Origin of the sequence: Streptosporangium pseudovulgare, assembly GCF_014648055.1 — a bacterium.
GTDB classification, from domain to species: Bacteria; Actinomycetota; Actinomycetes; order Streptosporangiales; family Streptosporangiaceae; genus Streptosporangium; species Streptosporangium pseudovulgare.
Genome location: NZ_BMQJ01000001.1, coordinates 25,498 through 42,273 on the forward strand (window position 1 = coordinate 25,498; position 16,776 = coordinate 42,273).

Annotated in this window: 10 protein-coding genes; 2 read left to right on the plus strand and 8 right to left on the minus strand. The window is 72.9% G+C overall.

Annotated elements, in window-relative coordinates; translation table 11 throughout:
* Nucleotides 1-25: 25 nt before the first annotated feature.
* Nucleotides 26-1,216 (minus strand): SLC13 family permease, encoded by a 1,191-nt coding sequence (locus IEZ10_RS00115; RefSeq protein WP_189244390.1) that lies wholly within the window; start codon nucleotides 1,214-1,216, stop codon nucleotides 26-28.
* Between the two features lie 114 nt (nucleotides 1,217-1,330).
* On the opposite strand from IEZ10_RS00115, the gene IEZ10_RS00120 reads away from it, so the two are divergent.
* Entirely contained in the window at nucleotides 1,331-7,108 is a 5,778-nt protein-coding gene (locus IEZ10_RS00120) for a WD40 domain-containing protein (protein WP_189244391.1), read from the plus strand.
* Nucleotides 7,109-7,287: 179 nt separating this feature from the next.
* Here IEZ10_RS00120 and coaE read toward each other — a convergent pair whose 3' ends face one another.
* From coaE to polA, 5 genes are all read right to left on the minus strand, one after another.
* A complete protein-coding gene (gene coaE / locus IEZ10_RS00125) occupies nucleotides 7,288-7,887 on the minus strand; it encodes a dephospho-CoA kinase (RefSeq protein WP_189244392.1) in 600 nt (199 codons plus the stop codon).
* Between the two features lie 105 nt (nucleotides 7,888-7,992).
* Complete coding sequence (locus IEZ10_RS00130; protein WP_268246259.1) at nucleotides 7,993-8,541, minus strand: GNAT family N-acetyltransferase; 549 nt, start codon at nucleotides 8,539-8,541, stop codon at nucleotides 7,993-7,995.
* Nucleotides 8,542-8,614: 73 nt separating this feature from the next.
* Nucleotides 8,615-10,108, minus strand: a complete 1,494-nt coding sequence (gene rpsA, locus IEZ10_RS00135; RefSeq protein ID WP_189244393.1) for a 30S ribosomal protein S1 — start codon at nucleotides 10,106-10,108, stop codon at nucleotides 8,615-8,617.
* A 250-nt stretch (nucleotides 10,109-10,358) separates the two neighbouring features.
* Nucleotides 10,359-11,495: a polysaccharide deacetylase family protein gene (locus IEZ10_RS00140; RefSeq protein WP_229810792.1), complete on the minus strand. Its 1,137-nt coding sequence runs from the start codon at nucleotides 11,493-11,495 to the stop codon at nucleotides 10,359-10,361.
* Between the two features lie 86 nt (nucleotides 11,496-11,581).
* Nucleotides 11,582-14,299 (minus strand): DNA polymerase I, encoded by a 2,718-nt coding sequence (gene polA, locus IEZ10_RS00145; RefSeq protein WP_189244394.1) that lies wholly within the window; start codon nucleotides 14,297-14,299, stop codon nucleotides 11,582-11,584.
* Nucleotides 14,300-14,367: 68 nt separating this feature from the next.
* Here polA and IEZ10_RS00150 point away from each other — a divergent pair, with 68 nt between their 5' ends.
* A complete protein-coding gene (locus IEZ10_RS00150) occupies nucleotides 14,368-14,790 on the plus strand; it encodes a PaaI family thioesterase (RefSeq protein ID WP_189245013.1) in 423 nt (140 codons plus the stop codon).
* A 374-nt stretch (nucleotides 14,791-15,164) separates the two neighbouring features.
* Here IEZ10_RS00150 and IEZ10_RS00155 read toward each other — a convergent pair whose 3' ends face one another.
* Nucleotides 15,165-15,926 carry an amino acid ABC transporter ATP-binding protein gene (locus IEZ10_RS00155; RefSeq protein ID WP_229810793.1) on the minus strand — a complete coding sequence of 254 codons (762 nt, stop codon included), beginning with the start codon at nucleotides 15,924-15,926 and terminating at the stop codon, nucleotides 15,165-15,167.
* Nucleotides 15,923-16,774: an amino acid ABC transporter permease gene (locus IEZ10_RS00160; RefSeq protein WP_189244395.1), complete on the minus strand. Its 852-nt coding sequence runs from the start codon at nucleotides 16,772-16,774 to the stop codon at nucleotides 15,923-15,925. The genes IEZ10_RS00155 and IEZ10_RS00160 overlap by 4 nt, the downstream gene beginning before the upstream one ends.
* Nucleotides 16,775-16,776: the final 2 nt, after the last annotated feature.

The window sequence follows — 16,776 nt, forward strand, 5'->3', positions numbered from 1 at the left end:
GGCCCCCCGCGGACCTCCGCGGACGTCAGGCGGTGAGCAGCAGCGCTGCCACGGCGGCGGCCACCCCGGTCACCGCCAGCCCGGCCCCGGCCAGCACGAACGTCAGCGGCGGCACCCGCACCGCGCGGCGGCGGCACCACTCGAACCACAGCAGGGTGGCCAGCGACGCCCAGGGGGTGATCACCGGCCCGATGTTGGTGCCGATGAGCAGGGCGAGGAGCTGGTCGCGGTTGCCGGGCGGGACGACCTTCTCCACCGCGGTGTAGGCGGGCAGGTTGTTGATCAGGTTGGCCAGCCCGCCGCCGGTGACCGCCGCCCGGTAGGCGCCGCCGGCGTCGCCCGCCGTGCCGGTCAGCGCGCCCATGAGGTCGGCCAGGCCGTACCGGCTCAGGGTGGGCACCACCAGGAACAGGCCGGTGACGAAGACCAGGAGCTGCCAGGGGAACAGGGCGAGGGTGAGCTTGGACCGGTCGCGCCAGGCGAAGGCGGCGACCATCAGCACCGCCGCGGCGAGGGCGGCGAGCTGGATCGGCAGCTCCAGCAGGAGCGCGGCGATGAACAGCACGCACACCGTGGCCGCGACGCGGAACAGCAGCGGGTCGGCGACCGGGACGGGACCGGGCGGGACGTAGCGGTCGGCGCCGCGCCGGCCGCGCCGCCAGAAGAACACCCACAGGAAGACCATGGTGACCGCGATCGAGACGGCCTGCGGCAGCCAGAGCCGCCCGGCGAACTCCTTGGTGGACATGCCCAGGCGGTCCATGGCGAGAAGGTTCGTCAGGTTCGACACCGGCAGCAGCAGGCTCGCGGTGTTGGCCAGCCAGACGGTGGTCATGGCCAGCGGCAGCGCGGCGATGCCGGTCCTGGCGACCAGGGCGAGCATGACCGGCGTCAGCAGCACGGCGGTGGTGTCGAGGTTGAGGAACATGGTGACCAGGGCGGCGAAGGCGGTGCACAGCAGGAACAGCGCCGCGTAGTTCCCCCGCCCGGCCGCCGCCAGCCGCGCCGCGATCACGTCGAAGACCTGGGCCTCCTTGATGAGCTCGGCCATCACGATCACCGCGCCGAGGAACAGCAGGATGGGCGCGATCCGTGTCAGCTCCGCCCGGGCGTCCCCGGAGGGCAGCAGGCCGGTCAGGACGGACAGGAGCCCCAGCGCCAGCAGGCCGATCCGAATCCAGTCCAGAACGCTCAGTCGCCGCAGCACACCGACCATGATCCACGAGGCCGGTCAAGATCGCACGCCTGCTCTTGATCGAACCCCTTCGAATCGCCGGTACGGCGGGCGATACTGGACTCCCGTTGGACGGCGGCGAGGGGTGTGATCGCTATGGCGCGCGACGACAGGCCGATCGACATCTTCGTCAGCTACTCCCCCGCCGACGAGCGCTGGGCGTCGTGGATCGCCTGGGAGCTGGAGGCCGCCGGTTACCGCACGATGATCCAGGCGTGGGACTTCGTGCCGGGGACCCAGTTCATCGAGTTCATGGACCGCGGTGTCAGCGAGGCCGCGCTGGTGGTCGCGGTGCTGTCGCGCAACTACCTCAGGTCGCGCTGGGGGCGGATGGAGTGGCAGGCCGCGCTGCGCGCCGACCCCGAGAACCCCTCCAACAAGCTGGTCACGATCCGGCTGGAGGACTGCCCGCTGGAGGGGCTGCTGGCCACGATCACCTGGGTGGACCTGGTCGGGGTGACCGGCGCCGACGAGGCGCGGGCGCTGCTGCTGAACCGGATCGAGCAGGCGCTGGCCGGCCGTGCCAAGCCGCTGGACCGGCCGTCCTTCCCCGTCGGGCCGGCCCTCTCCGGCGGCCCGGTCCTCACCGGCGGGACGGCGGCCGGCGCCGGCGAGGTCCCGGCGGCGCCGTCCCGGCACGGGCCGGCGCGGGCCCGCCGTACCCCGGTGGCGCCGCCCGCCTACCCGGCCGGGCCGCCGGCGCGGGGCCCGCGCGGGCCGGTGACGCTGCTGCACGTGGCGGGCCCCCGGTTCGGCCGGGGGCTGGCCGCCGAGGACGAGCCGCTGACGGCCGAGGAGCTGCAGCCGCGGATCTGGGCCGACCTGGCCCGGATGCGGGACGCCGGGGCGCCGCGGCCCGACCTGATGATCGTGACCGGTGACCTCACCGAGTCGGGCAGCCGCCGCGAGTTCGGTGAGGCCGCGGCGTTCCTGACCGGGCTGCGGGTGCTGCTCGGCCTGGAGCCGCAGCGGCTGGTGGTCGTGCCCGGCCCCCGCGACGTCACCAAGGCCGCCTGCCGGGCCTACTTCAGCAACTGCGAGGCCGACGACGTGCGCCCGCAGCCGCCCTACTGGCCCAAGTGGCGGCACTTCGCCGCCCTGTTCGAGGAGCTCTACCTGGGGCTCGACGGGCCGGAGTTCGACAGCGCCCAGCCGTGGACGCTCTTCGCCGTCCCCGACCTGAAGGTCGTGGTGGCCGGGCTCAACTCCACGATGGCGATGAGCCACCGTGAGGAGGATGGCTACGGCTTCGTCGGCGAGTCGCAGGCCGCGTGGTTCGCCGAGCGGCTGCGGCCGTTCGAGGAGGCGGGCTGGCTGCGGGTCGGCGCGGTCGGCCACCCGCCCGCCACGCCCCACCTGCGTGACGCCGCGACGGTCGAGCGGCTGCTGGCCGGGCGGCTCAACCTGCTGCTGCACGGCGCCGGCGGCACGCGCGGCGCATCCGCCGCCGACGGCCCGGAGACGGGGGGCGGCGCCGGGCCGCGGGACGTGCTGCGCCTGCCCGCCCTGGCCCCGGGACGCCACCGGATCATCGAGGTGACCGCGGACGGCCTGCGCCGCTGGGACCGCGACCGCGACGACCCGGCGCCCACCGAGGAGGTGACGCGCCGGTGGCACGCGACGGGGCTGACGTTCGCGCCGGCCGACTCCCCCGAGGGCCTCACCGGCCCCGCCGCCCTGCCGCCGGCCGGGCCCGTCCCTGCCGGGCCGGAGCGGGCGCCGTCCCCGTCGATGCTGCTGCTCGACCGGATCGCCGAGGTGTGCGAGGCCCGGCACGACCGGGTCAAGATCAGGAAGATTCCCGGCGAGGTGCCGCAGCTGCTGGTCACCTACCCCGAGGACGGCTTCGTCCGGCAGCTGCGGATCGGCGCGCACGCCGGGGAGCCGACCCGGCGCGAGGTGGAGGCGTTCGCCGGCCAGGTGCACGCCTCCGGGATGGAGCACGGCGCCGAGCTGGTCTACCAGGGGCCGCCGCCGTCGCCGGCGCTGCGCGAGGAGACGGCCCGGCGGGGGCTGCGGCTGCGCAGCTTCACCGAGTTCCAGGGGCTGATGGACCTGACGGGATACGTCGCCGACCAGTCGGCGCGGCTGCGCGCCGACCGGCGCTACCCGCCGGAGCTGTACGTGCCGCAGCGGTTCCGGGAGCTGGACCGCCCCGGCGGGCAGGTCCAGGAGGGCCTGACCGACGAGCTGATGCGGCTGCTGGCCGCCGACCACGGCCGGTTCCTGCTGCTGCTGGGCGACTTCGGGCACGGCAAGACCTTCGCGCTGCGCGAGCTGGCCCGGCGGATCCCGGTGGAGCTGCCGCACCTGGTGCCGATCCTGATCGAGCTGCGCTCCCTGGACAAGGCGCACTCGGTGGACGGGCTGGTCGCCGCGCACCTGGCCGGTCACGGCGAGGACGTCATCGACCTGAAGGCGTTCCACTACATGCTCCGCCAGGGTCGCGTGGTGCTGCTGTTCGACGGGTTCGACGAGCTGGTCACCCGGGTGACCTACGACCGCGCCGCCGACCACCTCGACACGCTGCTGCAGGCGGCCGAGGACAAGGCGAAGATCGTCGTGGCCGGCCGTACCCAGCATTTCAAGTCCAGCGCGCAGGTGCTGACCAAGCTCGGCGAGCGGGTTGGGCTGCTGCCGCAGCGGCGGCTGCTGAGCATCGAGGACTTCACCCGGCCGCAGATCCGCTCCTACCTCGTCAACCGCTACGGCGGCGACGAGGACGCGGCGGGCGACCGGTTCTCGCTGATGAGCGACATCGGGGACCTGCTGGGCCTGGCGAGCAACCCGCGGATGCTCGGCTTCATCGCCGACCTCGACGGGCAGCGCCTGGCCACCGTCGCCCGGGCCCGGCACACCATCAGCGCGGCGCTGCTGTACGAGGAGATCATCGACTCCTGGCTCGCCTTCGAGGAGCACCGGGTGCACGGCGTCCCGGGCGCGACCGCCGGGCTGCGCGCCCGGCAGCTGCACGAGGCGGTGACGGCGCTGGCGCTGCGGCTGTGGGAGAGCGGCGAGGCGTACCTGCGGCCCGCCGAGCTGGCCGAGGCCGCCGAGACGCTGACCGGCCTGGCCGACGGGCAGCTGACCGGCGGGCAGACCGCGCACGCGGTCGGGACGGGCAGCCTGCTGGTCCGCACCGAGGAGGGCCTGTTCGGGTTCATCCACTCCTCCGTCATGGAGTGGCTGGTCGCCCGGCACGTCGCCGCGACGTTCCCCGACCCGGCGGCGCTCGCCCGCAGGCCGCTGTCGCAGCTGACGGTGGAGTTCCTGTGCGACCTGGCCGACGTGCGCGCCTGCCGGTCCTGGGCGGCCGGGGTGCTGGCCGACCCGGACGCCGGCGACGTCTCCCGGGCCAACGCCGTCAGGATCACCACCAGGCTGCGCACGCCCGCGATGACCGACCTGCGGGGCGCCGTGCTGCGCGGCGAGGACCTGTCCGAGCGTGACCTGCGGGAGGTCGACCTCACCGGCGCCGACCTGACCGACGCCGTCCTCGCCGGGACCGACCTGTCGCGCGCCGTGCTGCGCGGCGCGCGGCTGACCGGGGCCCTGCTGGACGAGGCCAGGCTCACCGGCGCCGACCTGCGCGGCGCCGACCTGACCCGGGCCCGGCTGGCCAGGGCGGACCTGCGGGACGCGGCGCTGGCGGGCAGCCGCTGGCGGCGGGCCGCGCTGATCGACGTCACCGGTACGGTGACCGGCGTCCCGGAGCTGCGCGGCGCCGCGATCGCGCCGGGCCACCCGGTGGAGATCGAGCTCGCCCCGGCGGCGATCGGCGTGCCGTACGGCTACCACTTCCAGACCAGCAGGCTGCCCGAGCCCGTGGCCTACAGCCCCGACGGCGATACCGTGGCGATCTGCGGCGACGACGGCGGGGTGCTGCTGTGCGACAGCTCCACGGGCCTGCCGATCAGGAACCTGCGCGGCCACCGCGGGCGGGTCTACGCCGTCACCTTCGACGACTCGGGCGACCTGCTGGCCACCGGGGCGAGCGACGGCACGGTCCGGCTGTGGGACCCGGTCACCGCGCAGGCGTCCCACGTGCTCACCGGGCACCGCGACGGGGTGTGGCCGGTGCTGTTCGGCCCCGGCGGGCGGCTGGTGGCGGCCGGCGGCGCCGACGGCGTGGTGCGGCTCTGGGACACCGCCACCGGCCTGCCGTACCGGGAGCTGGCCGGGCACCGGGCGCCGATCTACACCGCGGCGTTCGACGCAGGCGGCGGCACGCTCGTCACCGGCGACGCCGGCGGGACGATCCGGATGTGGGACGTGCGGTCCGGCGCGCTCGCCCGGACCCTGACCGGCCACCGCGGCCCGGTGTACCGCGTCGCCTACGACCCCGGCGGCACGCTCCTGGCGGCCGGGGACCGCGAGGGCGTGGTGCGGATCTGGGACCCCCGCGACGGGCGGGTCCTGCACGAGCTGACCGGGCACGCCGGCCGCGTCTACGCGCTGGCCTTCGCCCCGTCCGGGCGGCTGATGGCGACCGGCGACACCGAGGGCGCGATCCGGCTGTGGGACCCGGCCACCGGCGCCTCGCGGGGCGTGCGCGCCGGGCACCGCGCGGCGGTCTACCAGGTCGCGTTCAGCCCCGACTCCGCGCTGCTGGCCAGCGCCGACTCCGACGGCGCGGTCCACCTGCGCGACGTCTCCGACGACCGGGGCCGGGTGGAGCTGACCGGGCACCGCGGCTCGGTCTGGCCGTTCGCCTTCCGGCCCGACGGCGGCCAGCTCGCCACCGTCAGCAACGACGGCACGGCCCGGCTGTGGGACCCGGTCACCGGGCAGTGCCGGCACGTGCTGCGCGGCCACGGGCGGAAGATCACCTCGGTGCGGTTCAGCGGCGACGGCAGCATGCTGGCGACCAGCGGCAACGACGGGGTCGTGCGGGTCTGGGAGCCGCGCACCGGCCGCCGCCTGCGGGAGCTCACCGGGCAGGCCGACCGGCTCATCTCCGCCGACTTCAGCCCGGCCGGCCCCACGCTCGCCACCGCCAGCAACGACGGCGGGGTGCACTTCTGGAACGCCGCCACCGGCGACTACGAGCGGGAGCTGGACGTCGAGACCGACCACGTGTGGGCGGAGGCGTTCAGTCCCGCCGGGGACCACATCGCCACCGCCAACGACGACGACAGCGTCTGCGTCTGGTACCGGCCGAGCGGCCGGCGGGTCGTCAGGCTCGCCGACCACCACGGCCGGGTCCGCTCCATCGCGTTCAGCCCGGACGGCGAGCGCCTGGCGACCGGCTGCGACGACCGGCTGGTGCGGATCTGGGACGTCGGGAGCGGCGAGTGCGTCGCCGTCCTGGAGGGGCACACCGACCGGGTGTACGCGGTGACCTTCAGCCCGGACGGCCATGAGCTGCTCAGCGCCGGCAACGACGGCCAGGCCCTGGTGTGGGACCTGCGGCGGGAACGCCCGGAGCTCCGGCACGCCCTCACCCGCGGCTCCGGGCGGCTGTGGACCGCCGCCTGCAGCCCCGACGGCTCGCTGCTGGCCACCGGCGGCGACGACCTGTCGGTGCGGCTGTGGGACGCCCGCACCGGCCGGCACCTGCACTCCCTCACCGGGCACACCCGGCGGATCTGGTCGCTGGCCTTCACTCCCGGCGGGGACCTGCTGGCCAGCGCGGGCGACGACGGCGTGGTGATCCTGTGGGATCTGCGTCCCGGTACGGCTCCCGCCCGGCGGGTCTCGCTCCTGGGATTGGCCGAGGGGTGGGCGGCGATCGCGCCGGACGGGCGGTACAAGCTGGTGGGCGACGTGGCGGGCCAGTTCTGGTACGCCGTGGGGACCCGCCGGTTCGAGCCGGGGGAACTGGACGCCTACCTGCCGGTGGCCGGCCGGATCCCGCTGGACGCCGAGTTCTGACGTCCGGCCCCGGGCCGCGCGGGCCTCTCGCGGTGGGACGGGCGCCGGAGCGGCCCGGCGGACGGCTCCCGGGCGGCGCGGGCGGGCTCAGGCACGGGCACGGGCGGGCTCAGGCGCGGGCACGGGCACGGGTGGTCAGGCGCGGGCGCGGACGGGCTCAGGCGCGGGCACGGGCGGGCTCAGGCGCGGGCACGGGCGGTCAGCTCGGCCCAGACCTCCTCGGCGCGGGCCGCCAGCTCCTTCAGCGACCCCTCGTTCCGCACGACGACGTCGGCGACCTTCAGCCGGTCCTCACGGCTCGCCTGGGCGGCGATCCGGGCCTCGGCGTCCTGCCTGGCCATGCCGCGCAGCTCCACCAGCCGGGCGATCCGGACGTCGTCGGCGGCGTCCACCACCACGACCACGTCGTACATGGGGGCGAGGCCGTTCTCGGCGAGCAGCGGGACGTCGTAGACCACGATCGCGTCCGCGTCCGCCCGGTCCTGCAGCTCGGCGACGCGCGCGCCGACCAGCGGGTGCACGATGCCGTTGAGGACGGCGAGCTTCCCGGGGTCGGAGAAGACGATCGAGCCGAGCTTCGGCCGGTCGAGCGTGCCGTCGGCACGGAGGATCCCGGCGCCGAAGGCCTCGACGACCCGGGCCAGCCCCTCGGTTCCGGGTTCGACCACCTCGCGGGCGATCCGGTCGGCGTCGATCACCACGGCCCCCAGGGAGGCCAGCCGCCGCGACACCTCGCTCTTGCCGGACCCGATTCCGCCGGTAAGTCCCACCTTCAGCATGACGGGCAGCATAACGCGGCCCGCTCCGGGGGACGGGATCGCGGGAGCGGACTCGGCGGGGGTGCCCCCGTGTGCGCCGGCCCCGGCGGACGGTTCCCGGGCGGGTCAGGGTTCGCGGCGCAGGTGGACCAGGGTGAGGTGGTCGCTCATCCGCTCCCGGCGGGTCTCGCGGTAGCCGTGACGCCGGTACAGCCTGAGGTTGCCCTCCGACAGGTGACCGGTGAACAGGTCGAACGCCCGCGCGGACGCGGCCTCGGCGTGGAGGGCGGCCAGCAGCGCCCCGCCGACGCCGCGGCCCTGGGCGTCGGGTGCGACCACGAGACGGCCGACCAGGCAGGTGGTGCCGGACATCCGCCCGCGGACCGCACCGACGATCCGTTTCCCCTGGCGGGCGACGAGGACGACGCCGGTCTCGACGGCCGCGCGGACCTGCTCGGCCGACTCCACCAGCGGCGGGATGAACGGATCCCCGTAGAGCTGGGCCTCGCTGACGTAGGCGGCCCGCTGCACGGTCAGGATCTCTCCGGCGTCCCCGGGTCCGGCCCGTTCGATCATGGTCACGGCCGCCACCCTACGGCACCGCCGTACCGTACGGCGGGCGCGGGTCTCCACGGTCCGGAGCGCGGTTCCGGCCGCCTCCGGCCGCCGGAACATGAAAAAGGACCCCGCCGAAGCGGGGTCCTTCCTCACATCACTCGCTCAGGGCGTACGCCCGGTGGGACCGGTGTCAGCTCTGGCCGCCGGCGAGCTTCTCGCGCAGAGCGGCGAGAGCCTCGTCGGAGGCGAGGGCACCGGCCGCCGGAGCGGAGGAGCTGCTGCTGCCGCCGCCCGAACCGGCGGACTGGGTCTCACCGGTGTAGGACGTCGGAGCGGCCTCGGCCTCGGCGTCGGCCTTGCGGGCCTCTTCGATCTGGCGCTTGTGAGCCTCGAAGCGGTTCTGGGCCTCGGCGTACTGCCGCTCCCACTCCTCGCGCTGCTTGTCGAAGCCCTCGAGCCACTCGCCGGTCTCGGAGTCGAAGCCCTCGGGGTAGATGTAGTTGCCCTGGTCGTCGTAGGTCGCCGCCATGCCGTACAGCGTGGGGTCGAACTCGACGTCGGCGCCCATCGCGGACTCGTTCGCCTGCTTGAGCGACAGGGAGATCCGGCGACGGTCGAGGTCGATGTCGATGATCTTGACGAAGATCTCCTCGCCGACCGTGACGACCTGCTCCGGGATCTCGACGTGACGCTCGGCCAGCTCGGAGATGTGGACGAGGCCCTCGATGCCCTCCTCGACCCGGACGAACGCGCCGAACGGCACCAGCTTGGTGACCCGGCCGGGAACGACCTGGCCGATCTGGTGGGTGCGGGCGAACTGCTGCCAGGGGTCCTCCTGCGTCGCCTTGAGCGACAGGGAGACCCGCTCGCGCTCCATGTCGACGTCGAGAACCTCGACGGTGACCTCCTGGCCGACCTCGACGACCTCGGACGGGTGGTCGATGTGCTTCCAGGACAGCTCCGAGACGTGCACCAGACCGTCGACGCCGCCGAGGTCGACGAACGCGCCGAAGTTGACGATCGAGGAGACGACGCCCTTGCGGACCTGACCCTTCTGCAGGGTGTTGAGGAAGGTCTGGCGAACCTCGGACTGGGTCTGCTCCAGCCAGGCGCGGCGGGACAGGACCACGTTGTTGCGGTTCTTGTCGAGCTCGATGATCTTCGCCTCGAGCTCGCGGCCGACGTACGGCTGCAGGTCGCGGACCCGGCGCATCTCGACCAGGGACGCCGGCAGGAAGCCACGGAGGCCGATGTCGAGGATGAGACCACCCTTGACGACCTCGATGACGGTGCCGGTGACGATGCCGTCCTCGTCCTTGATCTTCTCGATCGTGCCCCAGGCCCGCTCGTACTGAGCGCGCTTCTTGGACAGGATCAGACGGCCTTCCTTGTCCTCCTTCTGGAGAACGAGCGCCTCGACGTGCTCGCCAACCTCGACGACATCCGCCGGATCGACATCATGCTTGATCGAGAGCTCACGCGAGGGGATGACACCCTCGGTCTTGTAGCCGATGTCGAGCAAAACTTCGTCTCGATCGACCTTGACGACGGTGCCCTCGACGATGTCGCCGTCGTTGAAGTACTTGATGGTCAGGTCGATCGCTGCGAGGAACTCTTCCTCGGACCCGATGTCGTTGACCGCTACCTGCGGGGTGCTCGAGGTGGCCTCAGTGCTGCTCGTCATGTGTGGAAGTGCTCCGAACGCGGACAGATGTCGATGTGGCGAACACGCAGCAGGCCTCTTACCGATCAGCCGGAGAATCCGAAGGATGACGCCGATCTGATCGAGCGCGAGCCCACTCGGTCCGAGACACGCACGAGCCCACAGCGCAGCGATCAGCATATGAGACCAGACGAGCCTGGTCAATCCGGGGGCACGACACGCCGGGGGTCGGGACCGGAAATCAGCTGATCCGGACCGTGATCGGGGTCGCTCAGTAGACGATCACCCGTCCCCTGTTCCGGGAACTGATCTTACCGCGAAGTCCTTTGGGAACGGAGATGTGGGCCGGATCACCGTCGGCGGTGTAGCGCCGGCCGGGGTGGTCGCGCAGCCACTCCAGCCAGTACTGCGAGCACCATCGACGACATTCGCCTTTTTTACCGTTGCTTTGGATCCGCTGGATGGCCCGCCAGTCGTATCCCTTGGTGAACGGCGACTCCGAGGGCTGCGCCCCGGCCAGGAAGACGCCCTTGAACCGGTAGGGGACGCCGTCCCACTTGCCGGCCTGCACGAAGGACCTCTTGCGCGGCATCGCGCCGTAGGGCAGGGCCATCGTCTCCGACGGCCCGACTCCGAGCCGGCCGAGCAGCCGCTCCGTCCGCGCGAGCTGCTCGGCGATCTTCTTCTTCGGCATGGCGGGGAGGTAGGGGTGGCGCCAGGTGTGGTTGGCGACCTCGAACCCGTGGGAGGCCAGCCAGCCCACCGCGCGCTTCTGGTCCTTCTCCGCGCGCAGCCCGAACGGCTCCCGGTTGACCCAGAAGGTCGCCACCGGGCGGAAGCCCGGGTGCCTCCTGGCGACGTCGTAGATGACCCCGACGGCGGTGTCCTTGACCGGCATTCCGGAGTCGTCCAGCGCGAAGTGGCTGGGGTGGCCGTCGTCGAAGGTCAGCACGACCGGGTGCTTGCCGGCCGGGATGTCCATCCGGCCGGTGACGAACTCGCGCGCGGTGACCGGCACGTAGTCGTCCTCGGCGAGCCTCTCCAGCTCCTTGCGCAGCTGGGCGGGCGTGCGGTCGATGGAGGCGGCGCGCTTGGCGACGATCCGGTGGTACATCAGCACCGGGACCATCCCGGCCTCGTTGGCCCCGACCTGCCGGGCGAACTCCGGGGTGGCCGGGACGGGCGGTGGCAGATCGGCCGACGGCAGGACGGGGTTCGCGGACTCCGAGGAGCCCGGAGACCCCGAGGGGCCCGGCGCGGCGGACGGTGAATCCGTCGCCCGTCCCCTCGTCCAGTCGGCCACCGGCGTGGTCGCCGGGGGCAGCACCAGGAGCGCCACCACCGCGACGGCCACCACCAGCACGTTCACCAGCATGATGACCTGTGCGAACGGCGTCAGACTCCGCACGAAACCCCCGTGACGTCGAAGATGTCGGCTCGATGACCCACCCTAGAGCAGATCCGGGCGGGCCGGACGATCCCCGCCGTCCGGGCTCAGTGGCCGGCGTCCTCCCAGGTGCGCCCGACGCCCACGGAGACCTCCAGCGGGACCCGCAGGGAGTAGGCGGCGTTCATCCGGCCGACGACCAGGTCGCGCAGCGTGTCGAGCTCTCCGGGCGCCACCTCGAACACGAGCTCGTCGTGGACCTGGAGCAGCATCCGCGACCGCAGCCCCGCCTCCTTGACCGCGCGGTGGACGCCCAGCATGGCGACCTTGATGATGTCGGCCGCCGACCCCTGGATCGGGGCGTTCAGCGCCATCCGCTCGGCCATCTCGCGGCGCTGGCGGTTGTCGCTGTTGAGGTCGGGGAGGTAGCGGCGGCGGCCCAGGATGGTCTCGGTGTAGCCGTCCTGCCGGGCCTGCGCGACGATCGCGTTGAGGAAGTCGCGGACGCCGCCGAACTCCTCGAAGTACTCCTCCTTCAGGCCCCTGGCCTCGGCCACCGGGATGTTCAGCTGCGCCGACAGCCCGTAGTCGGACAGGCCGTAGGCCAGGCCGTAGTTCATCGCCTTGATCTTGGCGCGCATCTCCCCGGTGACCTCGCCGGGGGCGATGTCGAACACCCGCGCGGCGGTGGCCTTGTGGAAGTCGTGGCCCGACTCGAAGGCCGCGATCAGCGACTCGTCGCCGGACAGGTGCGCCATGATCCGCAGCTCGATCTGGCTGTAGTCGGCCGTCAGCAGCGTCTCGTAGCCGGAGCCGACCACGAAGCCCTGCCGGATCCGGCGGCCCTCCACGGTGCGGATCGGGATGTTCTGCAGGTTGGGCTTCTCGGAGCTGAGCCGCCCGGTGGCCGCGACGATCTGGTTGAAGGTGGTGTGGATCCGCCCGTCGTCGGCGACCTCCTTGATCAGGCCCTCGACGGTGACCTTGAGCTTGGCCTGGTCGCGGTGACGGAGCATGATCGTCGGCAGCTCGTGGTCGGTCTGGGTGGCCAGCCAGGCCAGCGCGTCGGCGTCGGTGGTGTAGCCCGTCTTGGTCTTCTTGGTCTTGGGCAGCCCGAGCCTGACGAACAGGATCTCCTGCAGCTGCTTGGGCGAGCCGAGGTTGAACTGCTCGCCGACGCAGGCGTGCGCCGCCTCCACGGCCTGCTTGACCGCGGCGCCGAACTCGGCCTCCAGCCGGCCGAGGTGGTCGCCGTCGGCGGCGATCCCGGCCCGCTCCATCTCGGCCAGCACGCCCACCAGCGGCAGCTCCACGTCGCGCAGCAGGCCGGCGCCGCCGCGCGTCCCCAGGAACGCCTCCAGCGCGTCGGCCAGCTCGGCGACGGCCAGCGCCCGCAGGCCCAGGTCGCGGGCGGCCTCCTCCTCAAGGTCGTCGAACAGGCTCGCCTGGCCGCCGTCGTCGGCCTGACCGCGCAGCTCCCGCTGGAGGTAGGAGCGCGCCAGGTCCTCCAGCGGGAAGGCGCGCTGCCCCGGCATGGCGAGGTAGGCGGCCAGCGCCGTGTCGCACGTCAGGCCGCGCAGCTCCATCCCCTGCGCCCACAGCGCCAGCATGGGGCCCTTGGCGTCGTGGACGGCCTTGGCCGCCGACTCGTCGGCCAGCCACGCCCGCAGCGCCGCCTCGTCGGACTCGGTGAGCGCCACGGGGTCGACGAAGGCCGCGCGGCGCGGCGCGCCGTCGCCCGGCGCGGCGATCGCGATGCCGTCCAGGCGGCCGGTGCCCTTGGCGTAGGAGCCGGTGAAGGCCAGGCCCGCGCGGTGACCCGGGCCGGTGGGCAGCCCCGCGAGCCAGGCGGCGACCTCACCGGGGCCGAGCCGCACGACGTCGACCTCGAACGCCTCACCGCCCTCGCCCGTGGTCTCGGCCGTGCCGAGCGTCTTGAACAGCCGGTCGCGGATCTCGCCGCGGAACTCCAGCGTGTCGAGGATCTTGTCGATCTCCCCGCGGTCCCACCGGCCGATCGTCAGCGCCGCGACGTCCTGCTCCAGCGGCGCGTCGCGCAGCAGGTGGGTGAGGCGGCGGTTGAGCAGCACCTGGTCGAGGTGGGCCCGCAGCTTGTCGCCGACCTTGCCGGTGACCTCGTCGACCCGGTTCACCAGCTCCTCCAGCGAGCCGAACTCGCGGATCCACTTGGCGGCGGTCTTCTCCCCCACGCCCGGGATGTTGGGGAGGTTGTCGCTGCTGTCGCCGCGGATCGCGGCGAAGTCGGGGTACTGCACCGGGGTGAGGCCGTACTTCTCCTCGACGGCCTCGGGCGTGAACCTCGTCATGTTGCTGATCCCCACCCGGGTCATCAGCACCGTGATCCGGTCGTCGACGAGCTGCAGCGCGTCGCGGTCGCCGGTGACGACCAGCACGCTCATCCCCTGGTCGGCGGCGCGGGTGGCGAGCGTGGCGATCAGGTCGTCGGCCTCGTATCCCGGCAGCGACAGGTGCGGGACGCGCAGCGCGTCGAGCATCTCGTGGATGAGGCTCATCTGGCTGCGGAAGCTGTCGGGGCTCGCGCTGCGGTTGGCCTTGTAGGGGGTGTACTCCTCGTGCCGGAACGTCGGCTCCGACCGGTCGAAGCAGACCGCCACGTGCGTGGGCTGCTCGTCGCGGAGCACGTTGACCAGCATCGACGTGAAACCGTAGACCGCGTTGGTCGTCTGCCCGGTCGTCGTGGAGAAGTTCTCCTCCGGCAGGGCGTAGAACGCCCGGTAGGCCAGGGAGTGACCGTCCAGCAGCAGCAGACACGGACGAGAGGGGGTCGCTTCGTTCTTCGGCACACCAAAAGCCTAGTCTCCTGGTGCGACAGAAAACCTGAGCCGGCACGACAGGAGGCATCCCCTTGACCATGACGGACCCCGACGAGGTCGCCCGCCGGCTGCAGGAGCGGCTCGGCGCCTCCCACGCCAACACCCTGGTCGACCGGATGGGCATCGAGATCGTCGAGGCCGGCCCGGACCGGGTGGTCGGCCGGATGCCGGTCGAGGGCAACGTCCAGCCGTACGGCCTGCTGCACGGCGGCGCCTCCTGCGTGCTGGCCGAGACCCTCGGCTCGACCGGGGCGGCGCTGTTCGCCGGGCCCGGCCGGATCGCGGTGGGCGTCGAGATCAACGCCTCCCACCACCGCTCGGCCACCTCCGGCCACGTCACCGGCGTCGCCACCCGGACCCACGGCGGCCGGACGCTCGCCACCTACGACATCCGGATCACCGACGAGCAGGACCGCCTGGTGTGCACCTCGCGCCTGACCTGCGTGCTGCGCGACCGCTGACCCCGTACGGGCCCGCGCCGTCCGCGCCGTCCGCGCCGTCCGCGCCGTCCGCGCCGCCCGCGGTCCTCCCGGGCCGCGCGGGACCGGCGGGCCCCCGGCCGCGCGCCCGCCCCGCGTAGGACCGCCCCGCGTGGGACCGCCTCACGCGGGACCGCCGATCCTTTACGTTGCGAGGCCGGATCCGGGCCGCACATCTTTGCACTATCGGCACATGGGTCGCTACGGTGGGTGACAGCGGTGCCCGCGGGGAGGCCGAGTAGAAAACGCGCAGGGTCGGGGAAGCTCTGCACGGCGCCAAAGGCCTCCCCCGGGCCCCGGGAACGGCCTCACGGCCCGCACCGGGGTGCGGGGCCGCGAGGGCCGCTCGGGACGCCTCAGACGTCGGTGTGGGTCGGGTCCAGCACCCGGCGCAGGAACGCCTTGGTGCGCTCCTGCTGCGGGTCGCCGATCACCTGGGCGGCCTGGCCGTCCTCGACGATCACCCCGCCGTCCATGAAGACCACCCGGTCGGCGACGTCGCGGGCGAACGCCATCTCGTGGGTGACCACGAGCATGGTCATCCCCTCCTCGGCCAGCTTGCGCATGACCGCCAGCACGTCGCCGACCAGCTCGGGGTCCAGCGCCGAGGTGGGCTCGTCGAAGAGCATCAGCGCCGGGTTCATGGCCAGCGCCCGGGCGATGGCCACCCGCTGCTGCTGGCCGCCGGACAGCTGCGCCGGGTAGGCGTCGCACTTCTCGGCGATGCCGACCTTCTCCAGGTTCTCCCGGGCGACCCGTTCGGCCTCGGCCTTCCCGCGCTTCAGCACCCGCCGCTGGGCGATCATCACGTTCTCCAGCACGGTCATGTGCGGGAACAGGTTGAACTGCTGGAAGACCATGCCGACCCGGCGGCGGGCCGCGTCGAGGTCGACGTCGGGGTCGGTCAGCTCGACGCCCTCCAGGACCACCCGGCCGGAGGTGGGCTGCTCCAGGAGGTTCACGCACCGCAGCAGCGTCGACTTGCCCGACCCCGAGGGGCCGATGACGCAGACGACCTGGCCGGGCTCGACGGAGAAGTCGATGCCCTTGAGGACCTCCAGCTCACCGAACGACTTGTGCAGGTCGCGGATCTCGACCGCGTGCTCCACCCCGCTCACCGTCCCTTCACCTGACGACGCTCCAGCCGGGAGGCGAGGTAGCCCAGCGGAATGGTGACCAGGAGATACGTGATGCCGACCACCAGGATGGGGGTGGCGTTGGCGTAGGTGGACGCCATGTCGTTGCCGAACTTCGTCAGCTCGACGTACTCGCCGGACACGCCGAGGAACAGCACCAGCGAGGAGTCCTTGAGCAGCGCCACGAACTGGTTGGTCGTCGGCGGGATCACGATCCGCACCGCCTGCGGGATGACGATGCTGACCATGGCCCTGGCGTGTGACATGCCCAGCGAGCGGGCCGCCTCCATCTGCCCCCTGGGTACGGCCTGCAGGCCCGCGCGGAGCGTCTCGGCCATGTAGGCCGCGCCGACGACCGTCAGGCCCAGGATGCCCTGGCCGTAGGTGCCGCCCGGGACCTCGAAGCCCGGCAGCGCCAGCGGCAGGAACAGGATGAACAGGAAGATCAGCACCGCGGGCAGCCCGCGGAAGATCTCGATGTAGGCGACGGCGATCCACCGGTAGGGGCGCACCGACGACATCCGCATCAGGGCGAACAGCAGGCCCAGCAGGAAGGCGAAGACGAAGCCGCCCACCGAGTAGATGATCGTGTTCTTCAGCGCGACCGTGAACAGGTCCGGGAACATCTCCCGGGCGACCTCGCCCTTGGCGAAGTTCTGGCCGAGCGGGCCCCACTCGACGCGCAGCGCGAGGAAGACCACCACGGCGACCAGCACGACGTACTGGACGGCCCGGCTGATCCGTTGCTTCTTGCGGGGGCTGAGGCCCGCCCGGCCGGAGGGGGTTCCGGCCGGACGGGACGGCTCAGCCGTCTTGAGATGGTCGGTCATCG